Here is a 19,624-nt window from a genome sequence, read left to right as displayed (position 1 = left end):
TTTTTACCATAGTAACAGATTGCCTAGAATGCGCTGGCTTAATACATCGGAGATTAAAATGCGTAGCTATCTGTTATTGCTGGCCATTGGCCTGCTCTGGGGTTCCCAGTTCATTTTCATGCACCAGGCCGTTGCCGAGTTGCCCCCCATTCTGGTGGCTGCCGGTCGTGCCCTGTGCGGCAGCCTGACCCTGGGTCTGCTCTGCCTGTTCATGCGGCTCAAGAGTGAGCACACCCCGTGGCGCACCTATATGCTGATCGCCCTGCTGGATGCCACCATCCCCTTCATCATGGTCGCCTGGGGCCAGCAGTATGTGGATAGCGCCATCGCCGCCGTGGTCATGGGTTGTATCCCGTTTGTAACCATTCTGGCTGCACCGCTGTTTATTTCTGGTGAAAGAATCACCAAAACCGGTCTGCTCTCGGTGATCATCGGCTTTGCCGGTGTGCTCACCCTGTTCTGGCCGAAACTCTCCCAGGGCATGAACGCCGGTCTGCTCGGTGCTGTCGCCATCCTGTTCGGTGCCAGCTGCTTCGCCATCGGCCTGCTGATGATCAAGCGCTTCGCCAAGGACCATCCGGTCGTGGTTGCCCGCAATATTCTGATCTCCTCGGCCACCCAGTTGCTGCTGGTCGCACCCTTCATGGTTGACCTGAGCAACCTGACCATGCCGAGCAGCCAGGCCCTGAGCGCGATTACCGTGCTGGGTACCCTCTGTACCGGTCTGGTCTACTTCCTCTACATGGCGCTGATCCAGAAAGCTGGCCCGACGTTCGCCTCCTTCAGCAACTATCTGGTTCCGCTGTTCGGCGTGATGCTGGGTGCCCTGTTCCTCGGCGAGCAGATCCACCCCACCACAGGTGTTGCTCTGGCCCTGATCCTCGGCTCGGTCGCCATGAACCAGTGGGCGCAACAGCGCCGCACGCAGCGCGAGGTCACCCTATGTCAGGCATCCTGACCACTCTGTGCGGGGGTCTGGTACTGATTGCCGGCTGGCAGTATCGCCAGCGACTGGCCGGGATCATGGGCCTGCTGATGGTGCTGCTGCCCTGGTTCTTCGATAGCAAGCTGCAAGCCATGCTGAGCTATGCCCTGAATGCCTGAAGTCCATCTCTGAATGTGTGACGAGAGTCTATCTCTCCTGTTTTGGGACTGTTTTTAAAAAAACCTCCGATTTGTCCCCCGCTACCGGCGCTCTGCGCCGGTTTTTTTATGCCTGCAAGCCAACGTCAGAGCAGATAGCGATAGCTGAGCCGCTCGTTCTTGCGCGGCCCGGTGATCTGCCAGCTCAGCAGAAAACCGCCGTCGATCTCGGTCAACTCGGCGCTGTAGTGATCCGCCCCGCACAGATGCGGCTCGGCGGTCAGCCAGCGGCCATCCCCTTGCGGCAGCAGTTCGAACAGCTCGACCGGCGCCTCATAACGCAGATGGGAGAGGCGGATACCCCGCTCGCTGCGCTGCCACCAGAAGCGGTTGTGCATGGCGAGTTCCCGTCCATGGGGCGTGGTGTAGCGACCCTGCTCGCTAAACAGCCAGCCCCCCTGATGATCGGTCACCTGCACACGCCCCTCGCCCCGACCATTCCAGTCGGTCGCCGACCCCTCGCCGTTGCTGGCAGTGAAGCTAAATGCTCCGACCTGTGGCAATCGCCCCCATAAACGCTGGATTGCCGCTTCCATCTCGGCCATCATAGCCCCCTTAAAATTGACAACTGACGATAAATCAAACACATGAACTACTTGATAGGGGTCACCCTGCTCTGGTCATTCTCCTTCAGCCTGATCGGGGTCTACCTCGCTGGCCAGGTGGATGCCTACTTCTCGGTGCTGACCCGCATCGCCCTCGCCAGTCTGGTGTTTCTCCCCTTCCTGCGCCGCCGCTGGCTGCGCCCCGATCTGGTGGCCAAGCTGATGGCCCTCGGCGCCATCCAGCTCGGCATCATGTATCTCTTCTACTACCACTCCTTCCTGCTGCTGACGGTACCGGAAGTGCTGGTCTTTACCATCTTCACCCCCCTCTACGTCACCCTGCTCCATGATCTGCTGGAGGGGCGCTTCAAGCCCACCTATCTGTGGGGCGCCCTGCTGGCGGTGCTCGGGGCTGCCGTCATCCGTTTCGACGGTCTGACCGAAAGCTATGTGCTGGGATTTCTGGTGGTGCAGGGGGCCAACCTCTGTTTCGCGCTCGGTCAGGTGGGCTACAAGGTACTGCTGGCGCGGGAGGCGGAGCAACCGCCGCAACTAGCAGTATTTGGCTGTTTCTATCTGGGGGCGCTGGTGATCGCCCTGCCCGCCTGGTGGCTGCTGGGCAAACCGCAATATCCGACATCAGGGTTGCAGTGGGGCATTCTGCTCTGGCTGGGGGTCGGGGCTTCCGGCCTCGGCTACTTCCTGTGGAACAAGGGGGCGACGCTGGTCAGTAGCGGAGTGCTGGCGATCATGAACAATGCGCTCATTCCGGCCGGCTTGCTGGTCAACCTGCTGCTCTGGGGCAAGGATACCGATCTGACCCGGCTGACCATCGGCGGCCTGCTGATGCTGGCCTCGCTCTGGGTCTGCCAGCGCGACAAGCGCGGCCAGCCCTGACCGCACTCAGCCGACGACGGTGTTGTGCTCCCGTCTGGCCTGACCGTGGCAGGTGGCCAGCCGGGCCAGCAGATGATCGAGCTGCTCGCCGGTCTGGCTCTGCACCAGCCCGATGCTGACGGTGACCGGCCGCTGTGACAGCAGGCTGGCATCGGCAATCTCGAGGCGCAGCCGCTCGGCGATCTCCAGCGCACTCATCCGCTCGGTCTGGGAGAGCATCAGGATAAAACCGTCCTCATCCCAGCGGGCGAAGGGATCTTCCCGCCGCAGCTCGTGGCGCACGATACGCGCCAGCTTGGCCAGCATGGCGTCGCAAGCCGCTTCGCCAAACAGTTGCTGGATTTTGGCCATGTGATCAACCGAGAACTGCAGCAGGCTGAAGCTGCCGCTCTCGGTCGCCAGCCGCTCTTCAAGCAGTTGCTCGAAGCGACCACGGCTCTCCAGACCGGTCAGCGGATCGGTGCCATGCCGCTCCTCCACCAGCACCACGGCGGGATCGAGGTGACGGACCACCCCCAGCAAATAGCCCCGCTCATCGCGACGCATCCGCTCTTCCAGCCGGATGTAGTGACCATGATGATGCAGAATGCGGTATTCGAGGCGCAGACCGCTGCTGCGGCCGCTCTGACAGGCGAGCAGGGCATCTTCCAGCCGGGCAACATCGTCGGGATGAACCCGATCCAGCCAGCCGAGATCATCCGGCCAGCTCTCCCCCAATCCCAGCAGGCGCAGGCAGGAGGGATCGCGGCGTAACCCCTGTTGAGCAGACCAGGTCCAGATCCCCGCCTCCAGCAGCGTCATGGCATCAGACAGCAGACCCGGATCAAGCCGGGCAGTCACATCGACCAAGGGTGTCTTGAGCATTTCCATGGGGCGCCTCGAAACCGGATCTGAATACCTGCTCAATAAGTAACATTGGCTCTCGCGCCGAGCAACAGGGTCAGCTCGCTTTTGTGTGATACCCGTTCATCAGCGTCTGCCAGTTCTCCGGTACGAAGTGGAAACTGGTATGCAGTTGAGACTCTTTATTGAATGAACGGAGCAAGCGCTCCAGATTGGCCTTCTGCCACTCACCGGGGGAGCGGATCGCCCCCTTGTCAAAGTCGATCACCCACACCTTGTCCGTTTTATCGAGCAGCAGATTGTGGCTGTTGAGATCGGCGTGATAGACCCCGGCATCGTGCAGCTGACGCACCGTCTGGCCGATCTTGTGCCACACCTCGGTCGCCACCGGCCCCTGTTTGAGCAGCGCCACCATATCCTTGGCACCGCGAATCCGCTCGATCAGGATATCGGCGCGATAGAAGGGGCCATGCTTGACCATGCGGGCACCAAACGGACGCGGCACCGGCAACCCCAGTTCGCATAACCTGGCCAGCAGGGTATATTCGGCCATGGCGCGGCTCGACTCGACCCCTTCGAACCAGAAGCGATCCCGCACCACCTTGCCCACCATGCCGCCGCGATAGTAGTGGCGCAGCACCAGATGGCGGGACTCATCCTTGACGAACCAGGTCACCCCCCGCCCGATGGACGTACCCACCACCTGACGGTTGTTCTGCCACCAGGCAGGATCGAATAACTGGGGAGAGGGGTCACGAAAGGCCCCTTCGGCGTACCAGCAGATCTGGTTGTGTTCGGTCTGTATTCGCATCGTGGAGATCCCGCTCGGTGGGTCATGGATCGCAATTTTTCAATTGGCGATGAGGCTGCCGCTCTGGCATGCCCGCAATAGTGGCCTTTAATCAGCGACGTGCAGAAACAGGTCATGGCACTGGGCCCGGCACGATCCTGGCTGACGATTGTGCGCAATTTTACAATCCAGAGGGGAGTTTGCATAATGCCATCCACCCTTTTTGCCAGCCGTGCGCCACAACATGCCGCTATTTCAAACGCCACCCTCCTCCATCTGCATCCTGCGGCTCTCCGCCATCGGGGATTGCTGCCACGCACTGGCGCTGGTGCGCGTCATCCAGCGGGAGTGGCCACAGACCCGCATCACCTGGATCACCGGCAAGATCGAGGCAACCCTGTTTGCCGATCTGCCCGGGGTCGAGGTGATCCCCTTCGACAAGAGCAAGGGGTGGCGCGGCTATCGCGATCTCTGGCAGACCCTCAAGGGACGTAAATTTGATGCCCTGCTCCACCTGCAGGCGGCCATGCGGGCCAGCATTGCCACCCTCGGCATCCGGGCGAACATCAAACTCGGCTTCGACAAGGCGCGGGCCAATGACGGTCAGTGGCTGTTCACCAACCACAAGGTGCCATCCCCCGACTCCCCCCACGTGCTGGACGGTTTCCTCGCCTTCGCCAAAGAGCTTGGCATCAAGGATCTGACCCCGGACTGGCAACTGCCCATCAGCGCCGAACATCAGGCGTGGGCAAAGGAGAAGATTGGCGGTAAACCGACCCTGCTGATCTGCGCCGCCGCCAGCAAGGCATTCAAGAACTGGACTGCCGCAGGCTATGCCGCGCTGGCGGATCACGCCGCCAACAAGGGCTTTCAGGTTTATCTCTGTGGCGGGCCAGCCAAACTGGAGCGGGATCTGGCCGCCGAGATCCGGCAACTGAGCCAGAGCAAGCCGGTCGATCTGGTGGGGCAGACCAACCTCAAGCAGCTGCTGGCGCTGATTGGCGAAGCGAATCTGGTGCTGGCCCCCGATACCGGCCCAACTCACATGGCAACCTTGGTCGGCACACCGGTGATCGGCCTCTATGCCCACCACAATCCCGCTCGCACCGGCCCCTATCTGTGCCGCGACTACGTGGTCAGCGTCTATCAGGAGCTGGTCGAGCAGGAGACCGGCAAGCCGCTGGCCGAATTGAGCTGGCGCACCCGCCTCAAGGACCCGGAGGCCATGAGCAAGATCACCCGCGATCAGGTGATCGCCGCGTTCGATCGGCTCTGCGCCGATCGCCAGCTGCCGTACTGACAGGGCAACTCGGGAATTCCGAGCCATCAGGCAGGGATAACCTGATGGCCCCAGCCCGCCCCAAAAGGCACAATCAAGGCTGATGTGGGTTACGCTCCCGCAGCAAGCTACGAATACTTTGATCGGCTGGAATATGATTCCGGCCGTTTTTTTATTCGCCGCATTCTGGTAAAATTCGCCGCCTTTACATCCTCCTGACTCAATAATTTTCCGCGTTTTGCGTTTGGCTGTCTCCCTTTCGGGCACAAGACGGCGGTCTCTGCTACAACCAAAACAGCGGTTTCGATTAAAGGTAATAACATGGCGCAACAAGGCACTCTCTATATCATCTCTTCTCCGAGCGGCGCGGGTAAATCCAGTCTGCTCAATGCCTTGCTGACCCAACATAACGCTGCGGGCAAGATGCAGCTGTCTGTTTCCCACACCACGCGCGCCACCCGCCCGGGCGAAGAGCACGGCGTGCACTACCACTTTGTACAGGTGGAAGAGTTCAAGGCACTGATCGAACGCGGTGATTTTCTGGAGTGGGCCGAAGTATTCGGCAACTACTACGGCACCTCACGCGCCGCCATCGAAGCCTGTCTGGCCAAAGGGATCGACGTATTCCTCGATATCGACTGGCAGGGTGCCCGCCAGATCCGCGAGCAGATGCCGACCAAATCCATTTTCATCCTGCCCCCCAGCCGCGAAGAGCTGGAGCGTCGCCTGATTGGGCGCGGTCAGGACAGCAGCGAGGTGATCGCCGGCCGGATGGCGAAAGCCATTGCCGAAATGGTGCACTACGACGAGTATGACTATGTCATTATCAATGAAGACTTCGAGCAGGCGCTGTTCCAGCTCAGGTCCATTATTGAGTGCCAACGGCTGGAGATGCGTCACCAGCAACAGGCTCAAAAAAACTTGCTGCAACAGCTACTGGCAGAGTAAGCCAAAAACAAGTAAACTTTTGCGTCATTTTTAAACACTGCTTTTCTAAATACAGAAAGCCCAAACACTGGAGTCCTGCATGGCACGCGTTACTGTAGAAGATGCTGTAAAACAGGTAGGTAACCGTTTTGACCTGGTGCTGGTCGCCGCGCGCCGCGCTCGTCAAATCGCGGTACAAGGCAAAGATCCCCTGGTCGACGAAGAGAACGACAAGCCGACTGTGATCGCCCTGCGTGAGATCGAGCTGGGTCTGGTGAACAATCAAGTGATGGACACCCAGGACCGCTACGAGCAGCAAGAGCAGGAAGCCGCCGAGCTGGCTGCCGTTGCTGCCATCGCCGAAGGCCGCGGTTAAGTAATTCCCCCGGTTGGCACCCGCCCGGGTGCCGACTGTTCATCCCCATTTACAACCGCTCGAAAACCTCGCAAACTCAGGGCTCTACCCTCAATTCCACGAATTGCCGTTTCACCGCTGCGGGGACTGTCTTGTATTTATTTGAAAATCTTAAAGAAATAGCCAGTTCCTACCTGCCGCCAGAGCAGGTTGAGAAGCTCAAGCAAGCCTATGTGGTGGCCCGCGATGCCCACCAGGGACAGATGCGTTCCAGTGGCGAACCCTATATAACCCACCCTGTTGCCGTTGCCCGTATTCTCGGTGACATGCGCCTCGATCATGAAACCCTGATGGCCGCCGTGCTGCACGACGTCATCGAAGACACCTCTGTCACCAAGGCCGATCTGGCCGAACAGTTTGGCAATGCGGTTGCCGAACTGGTGGCCGGGGTCTCCAAGCTCGACAAGCTGAAATTTCGCGATCGCAAAGAGGCGCAGGCCGAGAACTTCCGCAAGATGGTGATGGCGATGACCCAGGATATCCGGGTCATTCTGATCAAGCTGGCCGACCGCACCCACAATATGCGCACCCTGGGCTCACTGCGACCGGACAAACGCCGCCGTATCGCCCGGGAAACCCTCGAAATCTTCGCCCCTATCGCCAACCGCCTCGGTATTCATACCATGAAGAACGAGCTGGAAGAGCTAGGCTTCGAGGCGCTCTATCCGATGCGATCCCGTGTGCTGCGCGAATCGGTGCGCCGTGCCCGTGGCAATCGCCGCGAGATCATCGACTCGATCCAGAGCGAAATCAGCGGTCGCCTGAAAGAGGCGGGGATCGAGCATCAGGTCAGTGGCCGCGAGAAAAATCTGTTCTCCATCTACAACAAGATGGAGAAAAAAGAGCTGCAATTTCATGAGGTAATGGATATCTACGCCTTTCGGGTCAAGGTGAAGGACATAGATACCTGTTACCGGGTGCTGGGGCAGATGCACAGCCTCTACAAGCCGCGCCCCGGCCGCTTCAAGGATTACATCGCCATCCCCAAGACCAACGGTTATCAGTCGCTGCACACCTCGCTGGTGGGGCCGCACGGGGTGCCGGTGGAGGTGCAGATCCGCACCGAATTCATGGATCAGATGGCCGATAAAGGGGTTGCCGCCCACTGGGCCTACAAGCAGGATGGCGACAGCTCGGGCACCACCGCCCAGATCCGCGCCCAGCGCTGGATGCAGAGCCTGCTGGAATTGCAGCAGAGCGCTGGCAGCTCGTTTGAATTTATCGAAGGGGTCAAGACCGACCTGTTCCCCGACGAGATCTACGTCTTTACCCCCGAAGGGCGCATCATGGAGTTGCCCGCTGGCGCCACGCCGGTGGACTTCGCCTACACGGTGCACACCGACATCGGCCATGCCTGCGTCGGTTCCCGGGTCGACCGCCACCCCTACCCGCTCAGCAGCCCGCTGCATTCGGGTCAGACGGTGGAGATCATCACGGCGCCGGGCGCCCGCCCCAACGCGGCCTGGCTCAACTTTGTGGTGACCACCAAGGCTCGCTCCAAGATCCGTCAGTTCCTCAAGAACCTGCGCACCGAAGAGTCGGTGGTGCTGGGTCGCCGCCTGCTCAACCATGCGCTGGGCGCCAAGAATATCGAAGACATCCCCGAGCCACGTATCAAGCAGGTGCTGGCCGACACCAAGCACGAGAACCTGCAGGGGCTGCTGGCCGATGTAGGCCTCGGCAACGCCATGAGCGTCATGGTGGCGCGCCGCATGCTGGGGGATGAACTGCCGCCGGAAGAGCAACCCAAGTCCAGCAGCAAGAAGATGCCGATCAAGGGTGCCGACGGCATGCTGGTCACCTTCGCCAACTGCTGCCGCCCGATCCCGGGGGATGCCATCATCGCCCACATCAGCCCGGGCAAGGGGCTGGTGATCCACCAGGAAACCTGTCGCAACATCAAGGGCTACAGCAAGGAGCCGGACAAGTACCTGCCAGTGCAGTGGGAAGTGGACAAGGAGCAGGAACAGGAGTTCCGCACCGGCATCAGCATCGAGATCATCAATCATCAGGGTGCGCTGGCCGAGCTGGCCAACGTGATTGCCGCCACCGGCGCCAACATTCACGCCATCAGCACCGAAGAGAAGGATGGCCGGGTCTATCAGGTCAGCCTGCTCATCACTACCAAGAGCCGCATCCACCTGGCCAACATCATGCGAAAGATCCGTGTGATGCCCAACGTGCTCAAAGTGAGCCGACAGAAGAACTGAATACAGGCGGCGCAAGCCGCCTGCTGCTTTTATAGAGACAAGCCATGACCCCCGAACGCTTCAAGCGCATCACCGACACCTTGGTACAGTACCAGCTCGATTTGACCGTCTGTATGCAAGATATGCGTGCACAAACCTCACAGCATAGAAACTGATATGACTCCCGAACGCTTCAAGCGCATCACCGACATGCTGGCCCAGCGTCAGCTCGATTTGACCGTCTGTATGGAAGAGGTCCATAAACCTCACAATCTGGCCGCCATCGTGCGTACCGCCGATGCCATCGGCATCCACCGGGTACACGCCGTCTGGCCCAAAACCTGGATCCACAAACGCAAGGGCACCGCCCGCGGCAGCCAGAACTGGGTGGATGTAAAATTGCACCCGGATATCGGCAGCGCCGTGGCCGAGCTGAAAGCCTCCGGCATGCAGATCCTGGCGACCCATCTCTCCGACAGCTCGGTCGATTTTCGCGCCATCGACTACACCAAACCGACCGCCATTCTGGTGGGTCAGGAGAAGCACGGCATCGGTGAAGAGGCGCTGGCGCTGGCCGATCACCATATCGTCATCCCCATGGTCGGCATGGTGCAGTCCCTCAACGTCTCGGTGGCGGCTGCCGCCATCCTCTACGAAGCGCAGCGCCAGCGCGAGCTGGCCGGTTGCTATCAGCGCGGCTGCCCGCTCACGCTGGAAGAGCAGAACAGTATCCTGTTCGAGGGGGGTTACCCCATCTATGCCCAGCTCTGCAAAGAGAAAGAGATGCCCTATCCCCAGCTCGGCCCGGCCGGTGAAATTCTGGCGGACGAAGAGTGGTGGCAGCGGATGCAGCTGACCCGCAAAGGCTGGGCGCAACAGAGCGAGCAGGACGATCCGCAGGAGGAGTGATGGAGAACCCTTTTGGCAGCTGGCTGGAATCGCAAATCATCCGGGATCACCTGACCAACCCGAACATAGAGGCCGGCGACTACAGCTACTACTCCGGCTACTACCACGGCAAGCCGTTCGAGGATCACTGCGTCCGCTACCTGCTCGGCGATGGCTCGACCCGTGCCAGCTGGGACAGCGGCCAGTGGGGCACGGAAGTAGACCGCCTGATCATCGGCAAGTTCTGCTCCATCGCCTCGGGTGCCACCTTCATGCTGGCGGGCAATCAGGGCCACCGGCTGGACTGGGTCTCTACCTTCCCGTTCAACCCCGATACCTTTGGCGAGGGGGCTCGCAGCGGCTTTCTGCGCAAGGGCGACACCCGGATTGGCAACGATGTCTGGATCGGCTCGGAAGCGATGATCATGCCCGGCATCACCATTGGTGATGGCGCCGTCATTGCCACCCGCGCCGTGGTGACCAGAGATGTGGCCCCTTACACCATAGTCGGCGGCAACCCGGCCCAGCCGATCCGCCGTCGCTTCAGTGAGGAGCAGACCGTCATGCTGCAAGAGATGCAGTGGTGGCACTGGCCCCTGCCCCGCTTGCAAGCCAGCATGGCGCTGCTCTGCTCGGGGGATATCGCCGCCCTTTATTACCATTGGCAACAGGAGTGTGCCCGATGAAATCCCTCGCTCTCTCCCTGTTGGCCTTGACCCTGTTTTCTGCCGGAGCCCTTGCCGTGACTAATACCTTTCCGCTCACCAGCGAAGCCGATGTGCCCACCCTCTACCGGCAAACCCTGCCCGACTTCTGGCGCCAGCATGCAGTCGAAGGGGAGTTCAAGGGCAAGGATGGCGTCACCATCCGCTATGCCGCCCTGCGGCAGGAGAAAGTCGATCGCGCCATCCTCATCGTCAATGGCCGGGTCGAGAGCTACCTCAAGTATCAGGAGCTGGCGTGGGATCTCTGGCGCCAGGGCTACAGCCTCTATCTCATCGATCACCGTGGTCAGGGGATGTCCGGCCGGATGCTGGATGATCCGCAGAAGGGATATGTCGACCAGTTCGACGATTATGTGGTCGATCTCAAGCAGTTTCACGACCAGATAATCATGGCAGACCAGCCTGCCAAGCTGTTCCTGCTGGCCCACTCCATGGGCGGTGCCATCTCGGCCCGCTATCTGGAGCGCTGGCCCGAGGATATCAAGGCAGCCGTGCTCTCCTCCCCCATGCTGGGCATCAATCTCGGCGGCCTGCCCAAGTGGCTGGCCAAGGGGCTGGCAGCCACCCTGGGGACGGTCGGCGGCTGGATCGGCGAGCCCCCCTACGGCCCCGGTCAGGGCCCCTATCAGGATGACGGCTTTGCCGATAACGGGCTGACCCACAGCCACTCCCGTTATCAGGCCTTCCGCCAGCTCTACGAGCAGTACCCGCAGATCAAGCTGGGTGGCGCCACTGCCCACTGGATTTATCAGGGTATCACCGGTGCCGATGCCGCTATCGCCGAGGCGGGTGCCATCAAGACCCCCCTGTTGGTCCTGCAGGCAGGCGACGACAAGATCGTGGACAATGCCGCCCAGGATCGCTTCTGCACCCTGGCAAAGTGCGAAGGGGGCAAGCCGCTGCGGATCGAGGGTGCCTGGCATGAACTGCTGATGGAGACGGATGACAAGCGCCAGCCCGCCCTGAACGCGATGGCTGAATTTTTCGCCCGCTTCTGAGCTGGCTATTTTTTGTAACCCTAAATAAATGGGGTGACAGTGCGGGCTAAGGTAAACTGCCCCTGTTTTCAATTGATGCCGAGGTAATGATGTTCAAGGTAGTTGTATCCGATCTCGATGGCACCCTGCTCAACAAGCAGCACCAGATCTCTTCCCGCACCCGGGATACCCTGCACCGCCTGGTAGAACAAGGTGTGAAATTTGTGGTCGCCACCGGCCGTCACCACGTGGACGTGCGCAGCTTCCGCGATGCGTTGGGGATGGACATCTACCTCATTACCTCCAACGGTGCCGTGGTTCATGACAAGCAGGACCAGCTGGTGTTCAACCAGCCGCTGCCAGCCGAAATCGCCGCCGAGCTGATCGCGCTGGAGCGCGACCCCTCCATCCACCTCAACGTCTATCAGGGCGATGACTGGGTGGTCGAAGAGGAGCTGCCCTGGCTGCTGAGCTTCCACGACGAGTCCGGCTTCACCTATCGGCTGGTCGATGACCTGACCAAAGAGCCGAAAGAGAAGATCAACAAGGTGTTCTACATCGGCGACCACGAGAAGCTGCTGAAGATCGAGGCGCACCTCAACCAGCGCTACGGCGATCAGCTCAACGTCACCTTCTCATTGCCGGACTGCCTCGAAGTGATGCACGCCGGGGTTCACAAGGGCAACGCGGTGCGTGCCGTGCTGGAACAGAACGGTTTCGACATGTCCGAGGCGATCGCCTTCGGGGATGGCATGAACGACTTCGAGATGCTGACCATGGTGGGACGCGGAATTGTGATGGGCAACGCCCACGATCGCCTGAAAATAGCGCTGCCGGAGTATGAGCAGACCCTCACCTCCGATGAAGATGGCGTTGCCGTCTATCTGGAAAAACTGTTCGAACTGGAGAGCGTCAGCGCAGCCTGATTTCAGGCCAGAAGCAGATCAACATGGATACCCGGTGTGGTATCCATGACTGTCACTGTGCCGAAGTTGGCATGCTCACCGCTTGAAACGGTAATCACAGGCCGTGCAGCAATATTCCCGTGAAATCTGCCGATCGATGGAACGGCCCAGCAAAAGACCCAACCCGCCTCCGGTCGCCCCACCCAGCAAGGCGCCACCCACAGCGCCTGCGATAGCGCCGACCGGCGTGCCAAGACTGCCCAAAGAGGCTCCCCAACCGGCTCCCAGCTTGGCAAAGGTCGCGGCACAAGCGTAGCCACCCGCAGCACAACACCCCATTGCACAGGCCTTGCCGACTCGTTCATCCTCAACCTTGTCCACAGCCTCACTCATGCAACTTGGACATCTCATGATCCACTCCCGCTCAATCAGGACTGCATCATTATCGGTCAGGATCGATGAATGCGTCACCTGCAACCGCCATCAGCTACCAGGCTTGAACTGATCCTTGTCGAGCCCGTGCTTCTTCATCCGCAGATAGAGCTTCTTGCGGGGAATACCAAGGTAGCTGGCCGCCTCGGTCACCCGGCCAGAAAAGAGGAACAGGGTGTCCTCGATCACCCGCCGTTCAAACTCATCGACCAGATCGTCCAGCGGCTCCTTGGCATTCGCGCCGGGGATGGCTCGCTCAGAGCCCGCCAGCTTGATGATCCCGACCGCATAGAGTTCGGCCACGTTTCTCAACTCGCGAATATTGCCAGGCCACTGGTGGCGCTTGAGGGTCTCCAGATAGGCACGATCCACTGCGGGCACCGTCTTGCCTATCCGCTTGCACCCTTCTCGCAAAAAATGGCGAAAAAGGGGAATGATGTCACAGCTTCGCTCAACCAGCCTCGGCAGTTTGAGTCTCACCTGTGAAAGAAAATAGTAGAGCTGGGGCATCAGTAGTTGTTGCTCAACCAGCGCCTCGGGAGACTCCTCAAACAGGGCGATGGTACGCAGTGACTTCTCTCCCCGCCGCTCCTGCTCCAGCAGATGGTTACCCAGCCAGCGCTGGCACTCTGCCGTCAGCCTTGCCGGAGATTGCAGCACCAGCGTCCCCTGTTCCGCCTTGACCAGGCTGGCCTGGATCTCGCTCAGGGAGCTCGCTGACGAACAATCATGAAGGTGGAATGGATGCGCCTTACGCGCACTGATCTTGTGCAGCAACTGAGCCAGCGTGTAGCGACCGGAACCCGGCGCCCCCTCCAGCATCAGATCCTTGTCGGTCTGTGCCAACTGGTTGATCTGCTGGCGGATAGCGACCAGTTGCGGACTGGTGCCGATCAACTCATCCTCAACCGTCGCCCGGATCTCACTGCGCTGGGTCATGATCGCACTGCGTTGCGCGCAGGCCCGCTCCAGCAGATCGAGCAACGACTGGGGATTAAGCGGTTTTTCCAGAAAATCGAAGGCCCCCAGCTTGACTGCCCTCACCGCCAAAGGGATATCGCCGTGCCCGGTGATCATGATGACCGGCAGCTCGCCATCGATCTCCAGCACCCGGTCCAGCAACTCCATGCCGTTCATGGCAGGCATATAGATATCGGACACGACCACCCCCGGCCATTGCTGTGACAGCAATGCCAGCGCCTCATGGGGAGAGGTGGTTGCCCTGGGCTGGTAGCCGGAGAGGCGCAACAGGTGGCAATAGGACTCCAACACGTCCTCATCGTCGTCCACCAGCAACACATTGGCCTGACGATTATGGGGTAACAGCATCGCTTTTCATCTCCTTCGGTGGCTCACGCCCCCCGGCAAATTCCACTATAACCATGGCCCCCCTCTCCAACGTGGAGCCCAGCAAGATATCCGCCCCGCAGCGCGCCAACAGGGAGCGACAGATGGTCAGTCCCAGCCCCAAGCCCACCTCTTTGGAGGTAGTAAAGGGGGTAAAAAGTTTGGGCAGGATGGCCTCACCAAATCCGGGTCCACTGTCGGCAATCCCTATGCGCAGCGACCCGCCCTCCTGTGCGAGACACAGCAGACGGATCTGGCGCAGCTCCCGTCCGGCGATGGCATCCATCCCGTTGACCAGCAGATTGACCAATACCTGTTCAACCAGCACAGGATCAGCCTCAATCCACAGCCCATCCGGCAGCTCGTTTTGCAACTGGCAGCTATCGCGCTTCGCACGGGTTTCTAGCAGCAACAGCGCCTGATCGGCCAACTCTTTCGGATCGAGCCGGATGCGGGTATCGGGGGTGGGCGATTTACGGGCAAAATTGCGCAAGGCGGTAATGATGCGATGCATGCGCTGGCTCAGTTTCTCGATCTTGCCAAGATCGCTGCCCAGAGAGTGGTAGTGACCGGCATCCAGCGCCGCACGGCTGGTATAGAGGTAGGTCATCATGGCTGACAGCGGCTGATTGAGTTCATGGGCCAGACTGGTCATCGCCTGCCCCACCACTGCCATCTTGGCCGCCTGGATCAGCTCATCCTGCGCCTGCAGCAAGTTGTGTTCTGCCTGTTGCCGCTGCACCACCTCTGCGGCAAGCAGCCGGTTTTTTTCTGTCAGCTCCCGGGTACGCTCAGCCACCAGCGACCCCAACTCTCGGGCCGTTATTTCCTGCCGGGTCACATCCGTGATGGTGATAATGAACCTGTGTCCGCGCCCCTGCTCGAACCGGCGCAGGTTGAAGTGCAGGAAACGGGGCTGACTGTCAGCGCCGGTGGCAATGGTGCACTCACTGTAGCCCAGCGTGAGCAGTTGCTGCCCGGGCTCGAACTGGGCAGCCAGCATAGCCTTGGCATCATCGGGGAATACCTGCCACAGAGGTTGTTCAGGTTTGATCACCGTCTGCTGAAACAGGGTCAAGGCACTGGGGTTGACCGATTCGATGGTGCCATCGGGATGACAGGTAATTAAGCAGGCCTGGGTGTTATTGATGAGGTTGAGGGCATTGGTCTTCTCCATTTGTTGCAGCTGCTGACAGAAGTGGCGCAGGCTCTCCCCCAGTTGACCGATCTCGTCCCGGCCTTGCGTTCTGACCACCGCATCCATCTGACCTTCCGCAACCCGGGCGAGATCCTGCCCCAGGGTATCGAGTCGACCAATCAACCTGCGCCCAATCAGCACCACTAGCACGAAAATACTGATCAAGATGGATAGTCCAAGCACCACCAGGATCACCAGCTTGCCCGTTGCCACCATCTGGCTACTGTTGCGACCGAGCGCACTCAGAGAGCGGTTAGCCTCAGTCACGATCAGAGAGACCCGCTGATGGTAGCGAGAGACTGCGCTATCAAGCTGTGGCCGCAGTGCTGTTAGCTGTTGGTGGGTTTGCGCATCGGCTTGCAACAACAGGTAAAGGTGCCCGTTCGGCTTAACCAGCGTCACGATATCCTGCAGGATCTGGCGATAGCTCACGGTCGAAGGATACTCGGCCAGGCGGGAGATCAGCTCATCCATCTCGTCGATCTTGTAGCCGATAAACAGAAATGCACTCTCCAGATCCTGCTGATTGCGCTGGGCAATCACCTCGTTGACCAGCGCCAGCAGCTCATTCTCCTTGAACGTAAGGTCTTGCAAGGCAGAGAACTCCTTGATGACGGAGCCAAACTCCCCCATGTCATTCGGGTTACCAACCATACCGGTGAGATGCCACTCTACCTCTTGCAACAGCGGCGCCACATCGTCCACCAAATCCTGATGCAGCCAGTTGATCCGCTTCTGTAACTGTTGCAACGACTCAAGATGATCGATCTGGCGCTTGAGGTAAGTTCCATGATTTTCCACCAGCAAGTTCAGTTCGGTGAACGCCTGCTGCTGTGAGCGATCATCCTCACTGCCCCGAGGATATGCGTTGCGGATATCAAGCAGGGTGCTGGAGACCGCCGCAGAAAGCTGGCTGTATTTCACCGGATCCTGGGTATCACGCAACTGTGCCAATAGCAGCAACAGACGGGAGCTGGCCCGCTCCAGCTGATAGGCGCTGCCGATGGCCGGCAGACTCTCTTCAACAATCCGGTTTACCTGCTGCCCCAGTCGACCCCACACCATGTAAGCCGCCATCCCCATGACACAGGTCAGGACCGTAATAGAAACAAACGCGAGAATAAGACGACGGCCCAGACTTCTCGGCAAGCGCAACAAGCGACCCCGGCCCATCATGGCTTGACCGCCTGATCGACCAGCAGGCGAGCCTCGCCAAGACGAGCTTCCATAGTCTGGCGCCACTGGTGCATCACCTTCTCGGTTTGCGGATTGCTCTGATCCCGGTCATACAGTCCGTCAAACTGCGCCAGCAGGGCCGGGTCACTAGCCACCAGCTCACTCAAAGGGGGAGTGCTGGCTTTGGCTCTTGCCTGTTTCAGCAGGCGTTCACGGGCAGGATCACCGCGGGTATCCGCGCCGTTGATCTCCTGCCAGGTGAGCTTCAACCGCGGTAACTGCTGGGTAATGGTCTGCTCGAACAACGCCTTGAGCAGACCGGCGCGCCGGTACAGCAGATCTTTGTCGGTGACATATTTGGCCTCGCTGGCAAGGCGGGGTTGATTCAGCGTCACCTTGGCCATACCCGGGGTGGCAATAATGGCCTGCCCCTTGGCTGATAACAGATACTTGATGAAGCGGGCCGCATTGGCCGGATGTTCGCTGCTGCGAGCAACGCCAAGATAGGTAGGCAGGATTACCGCATCGGGCAGGATATTAAAGCCAACGTGATCGAAACGAGCCTGACTGTTGCGGGCATAGCTGTCGATCACCAGACCGGCACCGGCCAGACCGCGAGTCACCCCGTCGCTCACCCCGAAACTGCGGGCCGTAATGGCCGAGAGGTTGCTGCCAAGCCTCATCAGGAGTGCCCACCCCTGCTCCCAGCCATACTGCTGCAAGACACTCTCCACCATCATATGGGTCGTACCTGACTGGGAAGGGGAGCTCATCATCACGTGCCCCATGAACTGTGGCGAAGCCAGCTGCTGCCAGGTGGTCGGTACCGGCAGGTGGTACTTGTCCAGATAGCGGCGGTTATACATGATGCCGCTGCCCGAGTATCCAACCACGGCCACCTTGTTGCCCAGCCCCAACATATGGGGAGTCAGCCAATCGGGAGGCACTGTTTCAGCCGATAAACCGGCCAGCAAACCAGCCTGATCCAGTGTGTGAAAAAAAGTCGGGGATGAAGACATGATGATGTCGACCCCGGGAGCATCATCTGCCGTCAGCAGCCGCAAGGCGGGAAGCGTCCGGCGATAGATGACCTCAACGCGGATCGCCGGATATTGCCGGGAGAATCCCTCGATCACCGCCTTGACCGGCGCCTCCGAAAAGGAGGTCAATACCGTCAGGGTCGAGGCATGGAGAGGGGTCAAAGGCAGCAGGATCGCGACCAGCAAAAACGGGAGCTGTCGGCAAAATATGGGCATGGTCTCTCTGTCGGCTCACTGGCAATTATCGGATTATGTGCGGTACATCCAATATTCAACACAAGGGGTAAAAATCATTTCATCAGGGGTGAGCCAGTTTTGACTCACCTCCCTGTTACAGGAGCCTATTGTTATTCATCGCTAGTTACCGGGACAGTCAAAAGAAGTCATTTTCGCCCCATGAAACCCACACGATTGAGTCAAGGTTGACTCATTTCGGCCATTTTGCCGCCCCGTTTTCTCCTTTCATATGATGGCTCCAGCTAACAGAGCTTCCTCTGAAACCTTGCTGCCCAACATACACGGAGAACAATATGTTCAACTTTTTCAAAACGCGAGCAGACCTTCCGGTCATGGATGCCTCGCCCGATAAAATCCGCTCGATTTACCGCAAGTACCAATGGCAGGTGTTCCTCGGTCTGGTACTCGGCTACGCCATGTTCTACGTCGTCCGAATGAGTTTGAACGTGGTCAAGAAACCCATGCTGGACGCCGGCATAGTGACGCTGGAAGAGCTGGGGATCATTGGCTCCGCCTTCCTGTTTACCTATGCCGTAGGCAAGTTCTCGAACGGCTTCCTCTCCGACTACGCCAACATTGGCCGCTTCATGTCGGTTTCGCTCGGTCTCTCCTCCATCTGTACCATCCTGATGGGCATGAATACCGCAACCTTCTTCCTGGTGCTGATGTGGGGTCTGAATGGCTGGTTCCAGTCGGTCGGTTCCGCACCATCCTGCGTCTCCATTTTCCAGTGGTTCTCCCCCAAGCAGCGGGGCTCCGTCTATTCCATCTGGGGCGGCTCTCGCAACATCGGTGAAGGCATCTCCTGGATCCTGACCGCCAGCATCGTCAGCTTCTTCGGCTGGAAAGCGGGCTTTATCGGTGCCGGTCTTGCCTCTCTGGCTGCCGCGCTGTGCATGTATCTGGTGCTGAAAGATCGCCCGCAGACCTATGCCCTGCCAGAACCTGCCGTTGCCTTTGGCGAACAAGCGGAGATCACCAAGAAGGTCGAGCCAGCCGAGATCCGTCGCGCCCAGCTGTTTGTGCTTAAACAGCCGACCGTATGGCTGATCGCGGCAGCCTGTGCCTGCATGTACATGTCTCGCTACGCCATGAGCTCCTGGGCCGTGCTCTATCTGCAAGAGCAGAAAGGGTACAACCTGATCGATGCGGGCTTTGCCATGTCTGCCTACCCCATCGCCGGTTTCCTCGGCGCCATTCTGGCGGGCATCATCTCTGACAAGATGTTCAACGCCAACCGCCACATCCCGACCCTGCTCTACGGGTTGGCCAACATTGCCGGTATGTGCCTGATGTTCTGGGGCCCGCAGAGCCGCATGATGGATGCCGTCGCACTGGCGCTGATCGGTTATGCCATCGGGGGACTTGTCGTATTCCTGGCGGGTCTGACAGCCTGTGATCTGATGCCAAAAACCGCCGTGGGCGCAGTAAAGGGCTTTATCGGCCTCTGCTCCTACATCGCAGCCTCCTGTCAGGAGCTGGTCTCCGCCGCCCTGATCAAAACCAGCGTGGTCGATGGTGTCACTCACTATGACTTCAGCAGTGCCCAGTATTTCTGGCTCGGCGCATCCGTGGTCTCCATGCTGCTCGCCTTGACGGTATGGAACGCCAAAAAAGTGGTCGAATATTGATCTTGTAACAGACAAAGGGTGGTCAATTGACCACCCTTTT

The 19,624-nt window shown here is 59.5% G+C and carries 19 protein-coding genes; 12 read left to right on the top strand and 7 right to left on the bottom strand.

Going from position 1 to position 19,624, the window contains the following annotated elements; translation table 11 throughout:
- The first annotated feature begins 58 nt into the window (after positions 1–58).
- A complete protein-coding gene (locus tag PG888_RS07840; RefSeq protein WP_042063560.1) occupies positions 59–958 on the top strand; it encodes a DMT family transporter in 900 nt (299 codons plus the stop codon).
- Entirely contained in the window at positions 943–1,104 is a 162-nt protein-coding gene (locus tag PG888_RS07835) for a hypothetical protein (RefSeq protein ID WP_111808873.1), read from the top strand. Before PG888_RS07840 ends, PG888_RS07835 begins: the two co-directional genes overlap by 16 nt.
- A gap of 125 nt (positions 1,105–1,229) precedes the next feature.
- Here the strand turns inward: PG888_RS07835 and PG888_RS07830 are convergent, their stop codons facing one another.
- On the bottom strand, positions 1,230–1,691 hold the full coding sequence (locus PG888_RS07830) for a DUF6314 family protein (RefSeq protein ID WP_270693165.1): 462 nt from the start codon (positions 1,689–1,691) through the stop codon (positions 1,230–1,232).
- Between the two features lie 39 nt (positions 1,692–1,730).
- On the opposite strand from PG888_RS07830, the gene PG888_RS07825 reads away from it, so the two are divergent.
- Positions 1,731–2,585, top strand: a complete 855-nt coding sequence (locus PG888_RS07825; protein WP_234603386.1) for a carboxylate/amino acid/amine transporter — start codon at positions 1,731–1,733, stop codon at positions 2,583–2,585.
- A gap of 6 nt (positions 2,586–2,591) precedes the next feature.
- Here PG888_RS07825 and PG888_RS07820 read toward each other — a convergent pair whose 3' ends face one another.
- Both PG888_RS07820 and PG888_RS07815 read right to left on the bottom strand, forming a co-directional pair.
- Positions 2,592–3,455 carry a GGDEF domain-containing protein gene (locus PG888_RS07820; protein ID WP_042656848.1) on the bottom strand — a complete coding sequence of 288 codons (864 nt, stop codon included), beginning with the start codon at positions 3,453–3,455 and terminating at the stop codon, positions 2,592–2,594.
- 70 nt (positions 3,456–3,525) lie between these two features.
- A complete protein-coding gene (locus tag PG888_RS07815) occupies positions 3,526–4,239 on the bottom strand; it encodes a 3-deoxy-D-manno-octulosonic acid kinase (RefSeq protein WP_265452115.1) in 714 nt (237 codons plus the stop codon).
- A gap of 223 nt (positions 4,240–4,462) precedes the next feature.
- Between PG888_RS07815 and PG888_RS07810 the strand changes: the two genes are divergently transcribed.
- The 8 genes from PG888_RS07810 to PG888_RS07770 all read left to right on the top strand — a co-directional run bounded on the left by PG888_RS07810 (position 4,463) and on the right by PG888_RS07770 (position 12,544).
- A complete protein-coding gene (locus PG888_RS07810; protein ID WP_139407087.1) occupies positions 4,463–5,518 on the top strand; it encodes a glycosyltransferase family 9 protein in 1,056 nt (351 codons plus the stop codon).
- 300 nt (positions 5,519–5,818) lie between these two features.
- Positions 5,819–6,445, top strand: a complete 627-nt coding sequence (gmk, locus tag PG888_RS07805) for a guanylate kinase (protein WP_042063568.1) — start codon at positions 5,819–5,821, stop codon at positions 6,443–6,445.
- A 79-nt stretch (positions 6,446–6,524) separates the two neighbouring features.
- The gene (gene rpoZ, locus PG888_RS07800) at positions 6,525–6,800 is read left to right on the top strand and encodes a DNA-directed RNA polymerase subunit omega (RefSeq protein ID WP_005307060.1); all 276 of its coding nucleotides are present in this window, start codon (positions 6,525–6,527) and stop codon (positions 6,798–6,800) included.
- Between the two features lie 131 nt (positions 6,801–6,931).
- Positions 6,932–9,049, top strand: a complete 2,118-nt coding sequence (spoT, locus tag PG888_RS07795; protein WP_042063569.1) for a bifunctional GTP diphosphokinase/guanosine-3',5'-bis pyrophosphate 3'-pyrophosphohydrolase — start codon at positions 6,932–6,934, stop codon at positions 9,047–9,049.
- Between the two features lie 156 nt (positions 9,050–9,205).
- On the top strand, positions 9,206–9,937 hold the full coding sequence (gene trmH / locus PG888_RS07785; protein ID WP_042063570.1) for a tRNA (guanosine(18)-2'-O)-methyltransferase TrmH: 732 nt from the start codon (positions 9,206–9,208) through the stop codon (positions 9,935–9,937).
- Positions 9,937–10,602 (top strand): CatB-related O-acetyltransferase, encoded by a 666-nt coding sequence (locus PG888_RS07780; protein WP_234603396.1) that lies wholly within the window; start codon positions 9,937–9,939, stop codon positions 10,600–10,602. The genes trmH and PG888_RS07780 overlap by 1 nt, the downstream gene beginning before the upstream one ends.
- Complete coding sequence (locus PG888_RS07775; protein WP_234603412.1) at positions 10,599–11,639, top strand: alpha/beta fold hydrolase; 1,041 nt, start codon at positions 10,599–10,601, stop codon at positions 11,637–11,639. The genes PG888_RS07780 and PG888_RS07775 overlap by 4 nt, the downstream gene beginning before the upstream one ends.
- An 89-nt stretch (positions 11,640–11,728) precedes the next feature.
- Positions 11,729–12,544: a Cof-type HAD-IIB family hydrolase gene (locus PG888_RS07770; RefSeq protein WP_075112348.1), complete on the top strand. Its 816-nt coding sequence runs from the start codon at positions 11,729–11,731 to the stop codon at positions 12,542–12,544.
- 75 nt (positions 12,545–12,619) lie between these two features.
- Here PG888_RS07770 and PG888_RS07765 read toward each other — a convergent pair whose 3' ends face one another.
- The 4 genes from PG888_RS07765 to PG888_RS07750 form a co-directional block, all read right to left on the bottom strand.
- Positions 12,620–12,934 carry a hypothetical protein gene (locus PG888_RS07765; RefSeq protein ID WP_270693160.1) on the bottom strand — a complete coding sequence of 105 codons (315 nt, stop codon included), beginning with the start codon at positions 12,932–12,934 and terminating at the stop codon, positions 12,620–12,622.
- Between the two features lie 72 nt (positions 12,935–13,006).
- Positions 13,007–14,284, bottom strand: a complete 1,278-nt coding sequence (locus PG888_RS07760) for a sigma-54-dependent transcriptional regulator (protein ID WP_270693158.1) — start codon at positions 14,282–14,284, stop codon at positions 13,007–13,009.
- A complete protein-coding gene (locus tag PG888_RS07755) occupies positions 14,268–16,676 on the bottom strand; it encodes an ATP-binding protein (RefSeq protein WP_270693156.1) in 2,409 nt (802 codons plus the stop codon). Before PG888_RS07755 ends, PG888_RS07760 begins: the two co-directional genes overlap by 17 nt.
- A complete protein-coding gene (locus PG888_RS07750; RefSeq protein WP_270693155.1) occupies positions 16,673–17,932 on the bottom strand; it encodes an ABC transporter substrate-binding protein in 1,260 nt (419 codons plus the stop codon). The genes PG888_RS07755 and PG888_RS07750 overlap by 4 nt, the downstream gene beginning before the upstream one ends.
- A 314-nt stretch (positions 17,933–18,246) precedes the next feature.
- Here PG888_RS07750 and PG888_RS07745 point away from each other — a divergent pair, with 314 nt between their 5' ends.
- On the top strand, positions 18,247–19,584 hold the full coding sequence (locus tag PG888_RS07745) for an MFS transporter (RefSeq protein WP_270693153.1): 1,338 nt from the start codon (positions 18,247–18,249) through the stop codon (positions 19,582–19,584).
- The last annotated feature ends 40 nt before the right edge of the window (positions 19,585–19,624 follow it).

This window comes from Aeromonas sp. QDB23 (assembly GCF_027707745.1).
GTDB lineage: Bacteria > Pseudomonadota > Gammaproteobacteria > Enterobacterales > Aeromonadaceae > Aeromonas > Aeromonas allosaccharophila.
This window is presented reverse-complemented; position numbering and strand designations above follow the sequence as displayed.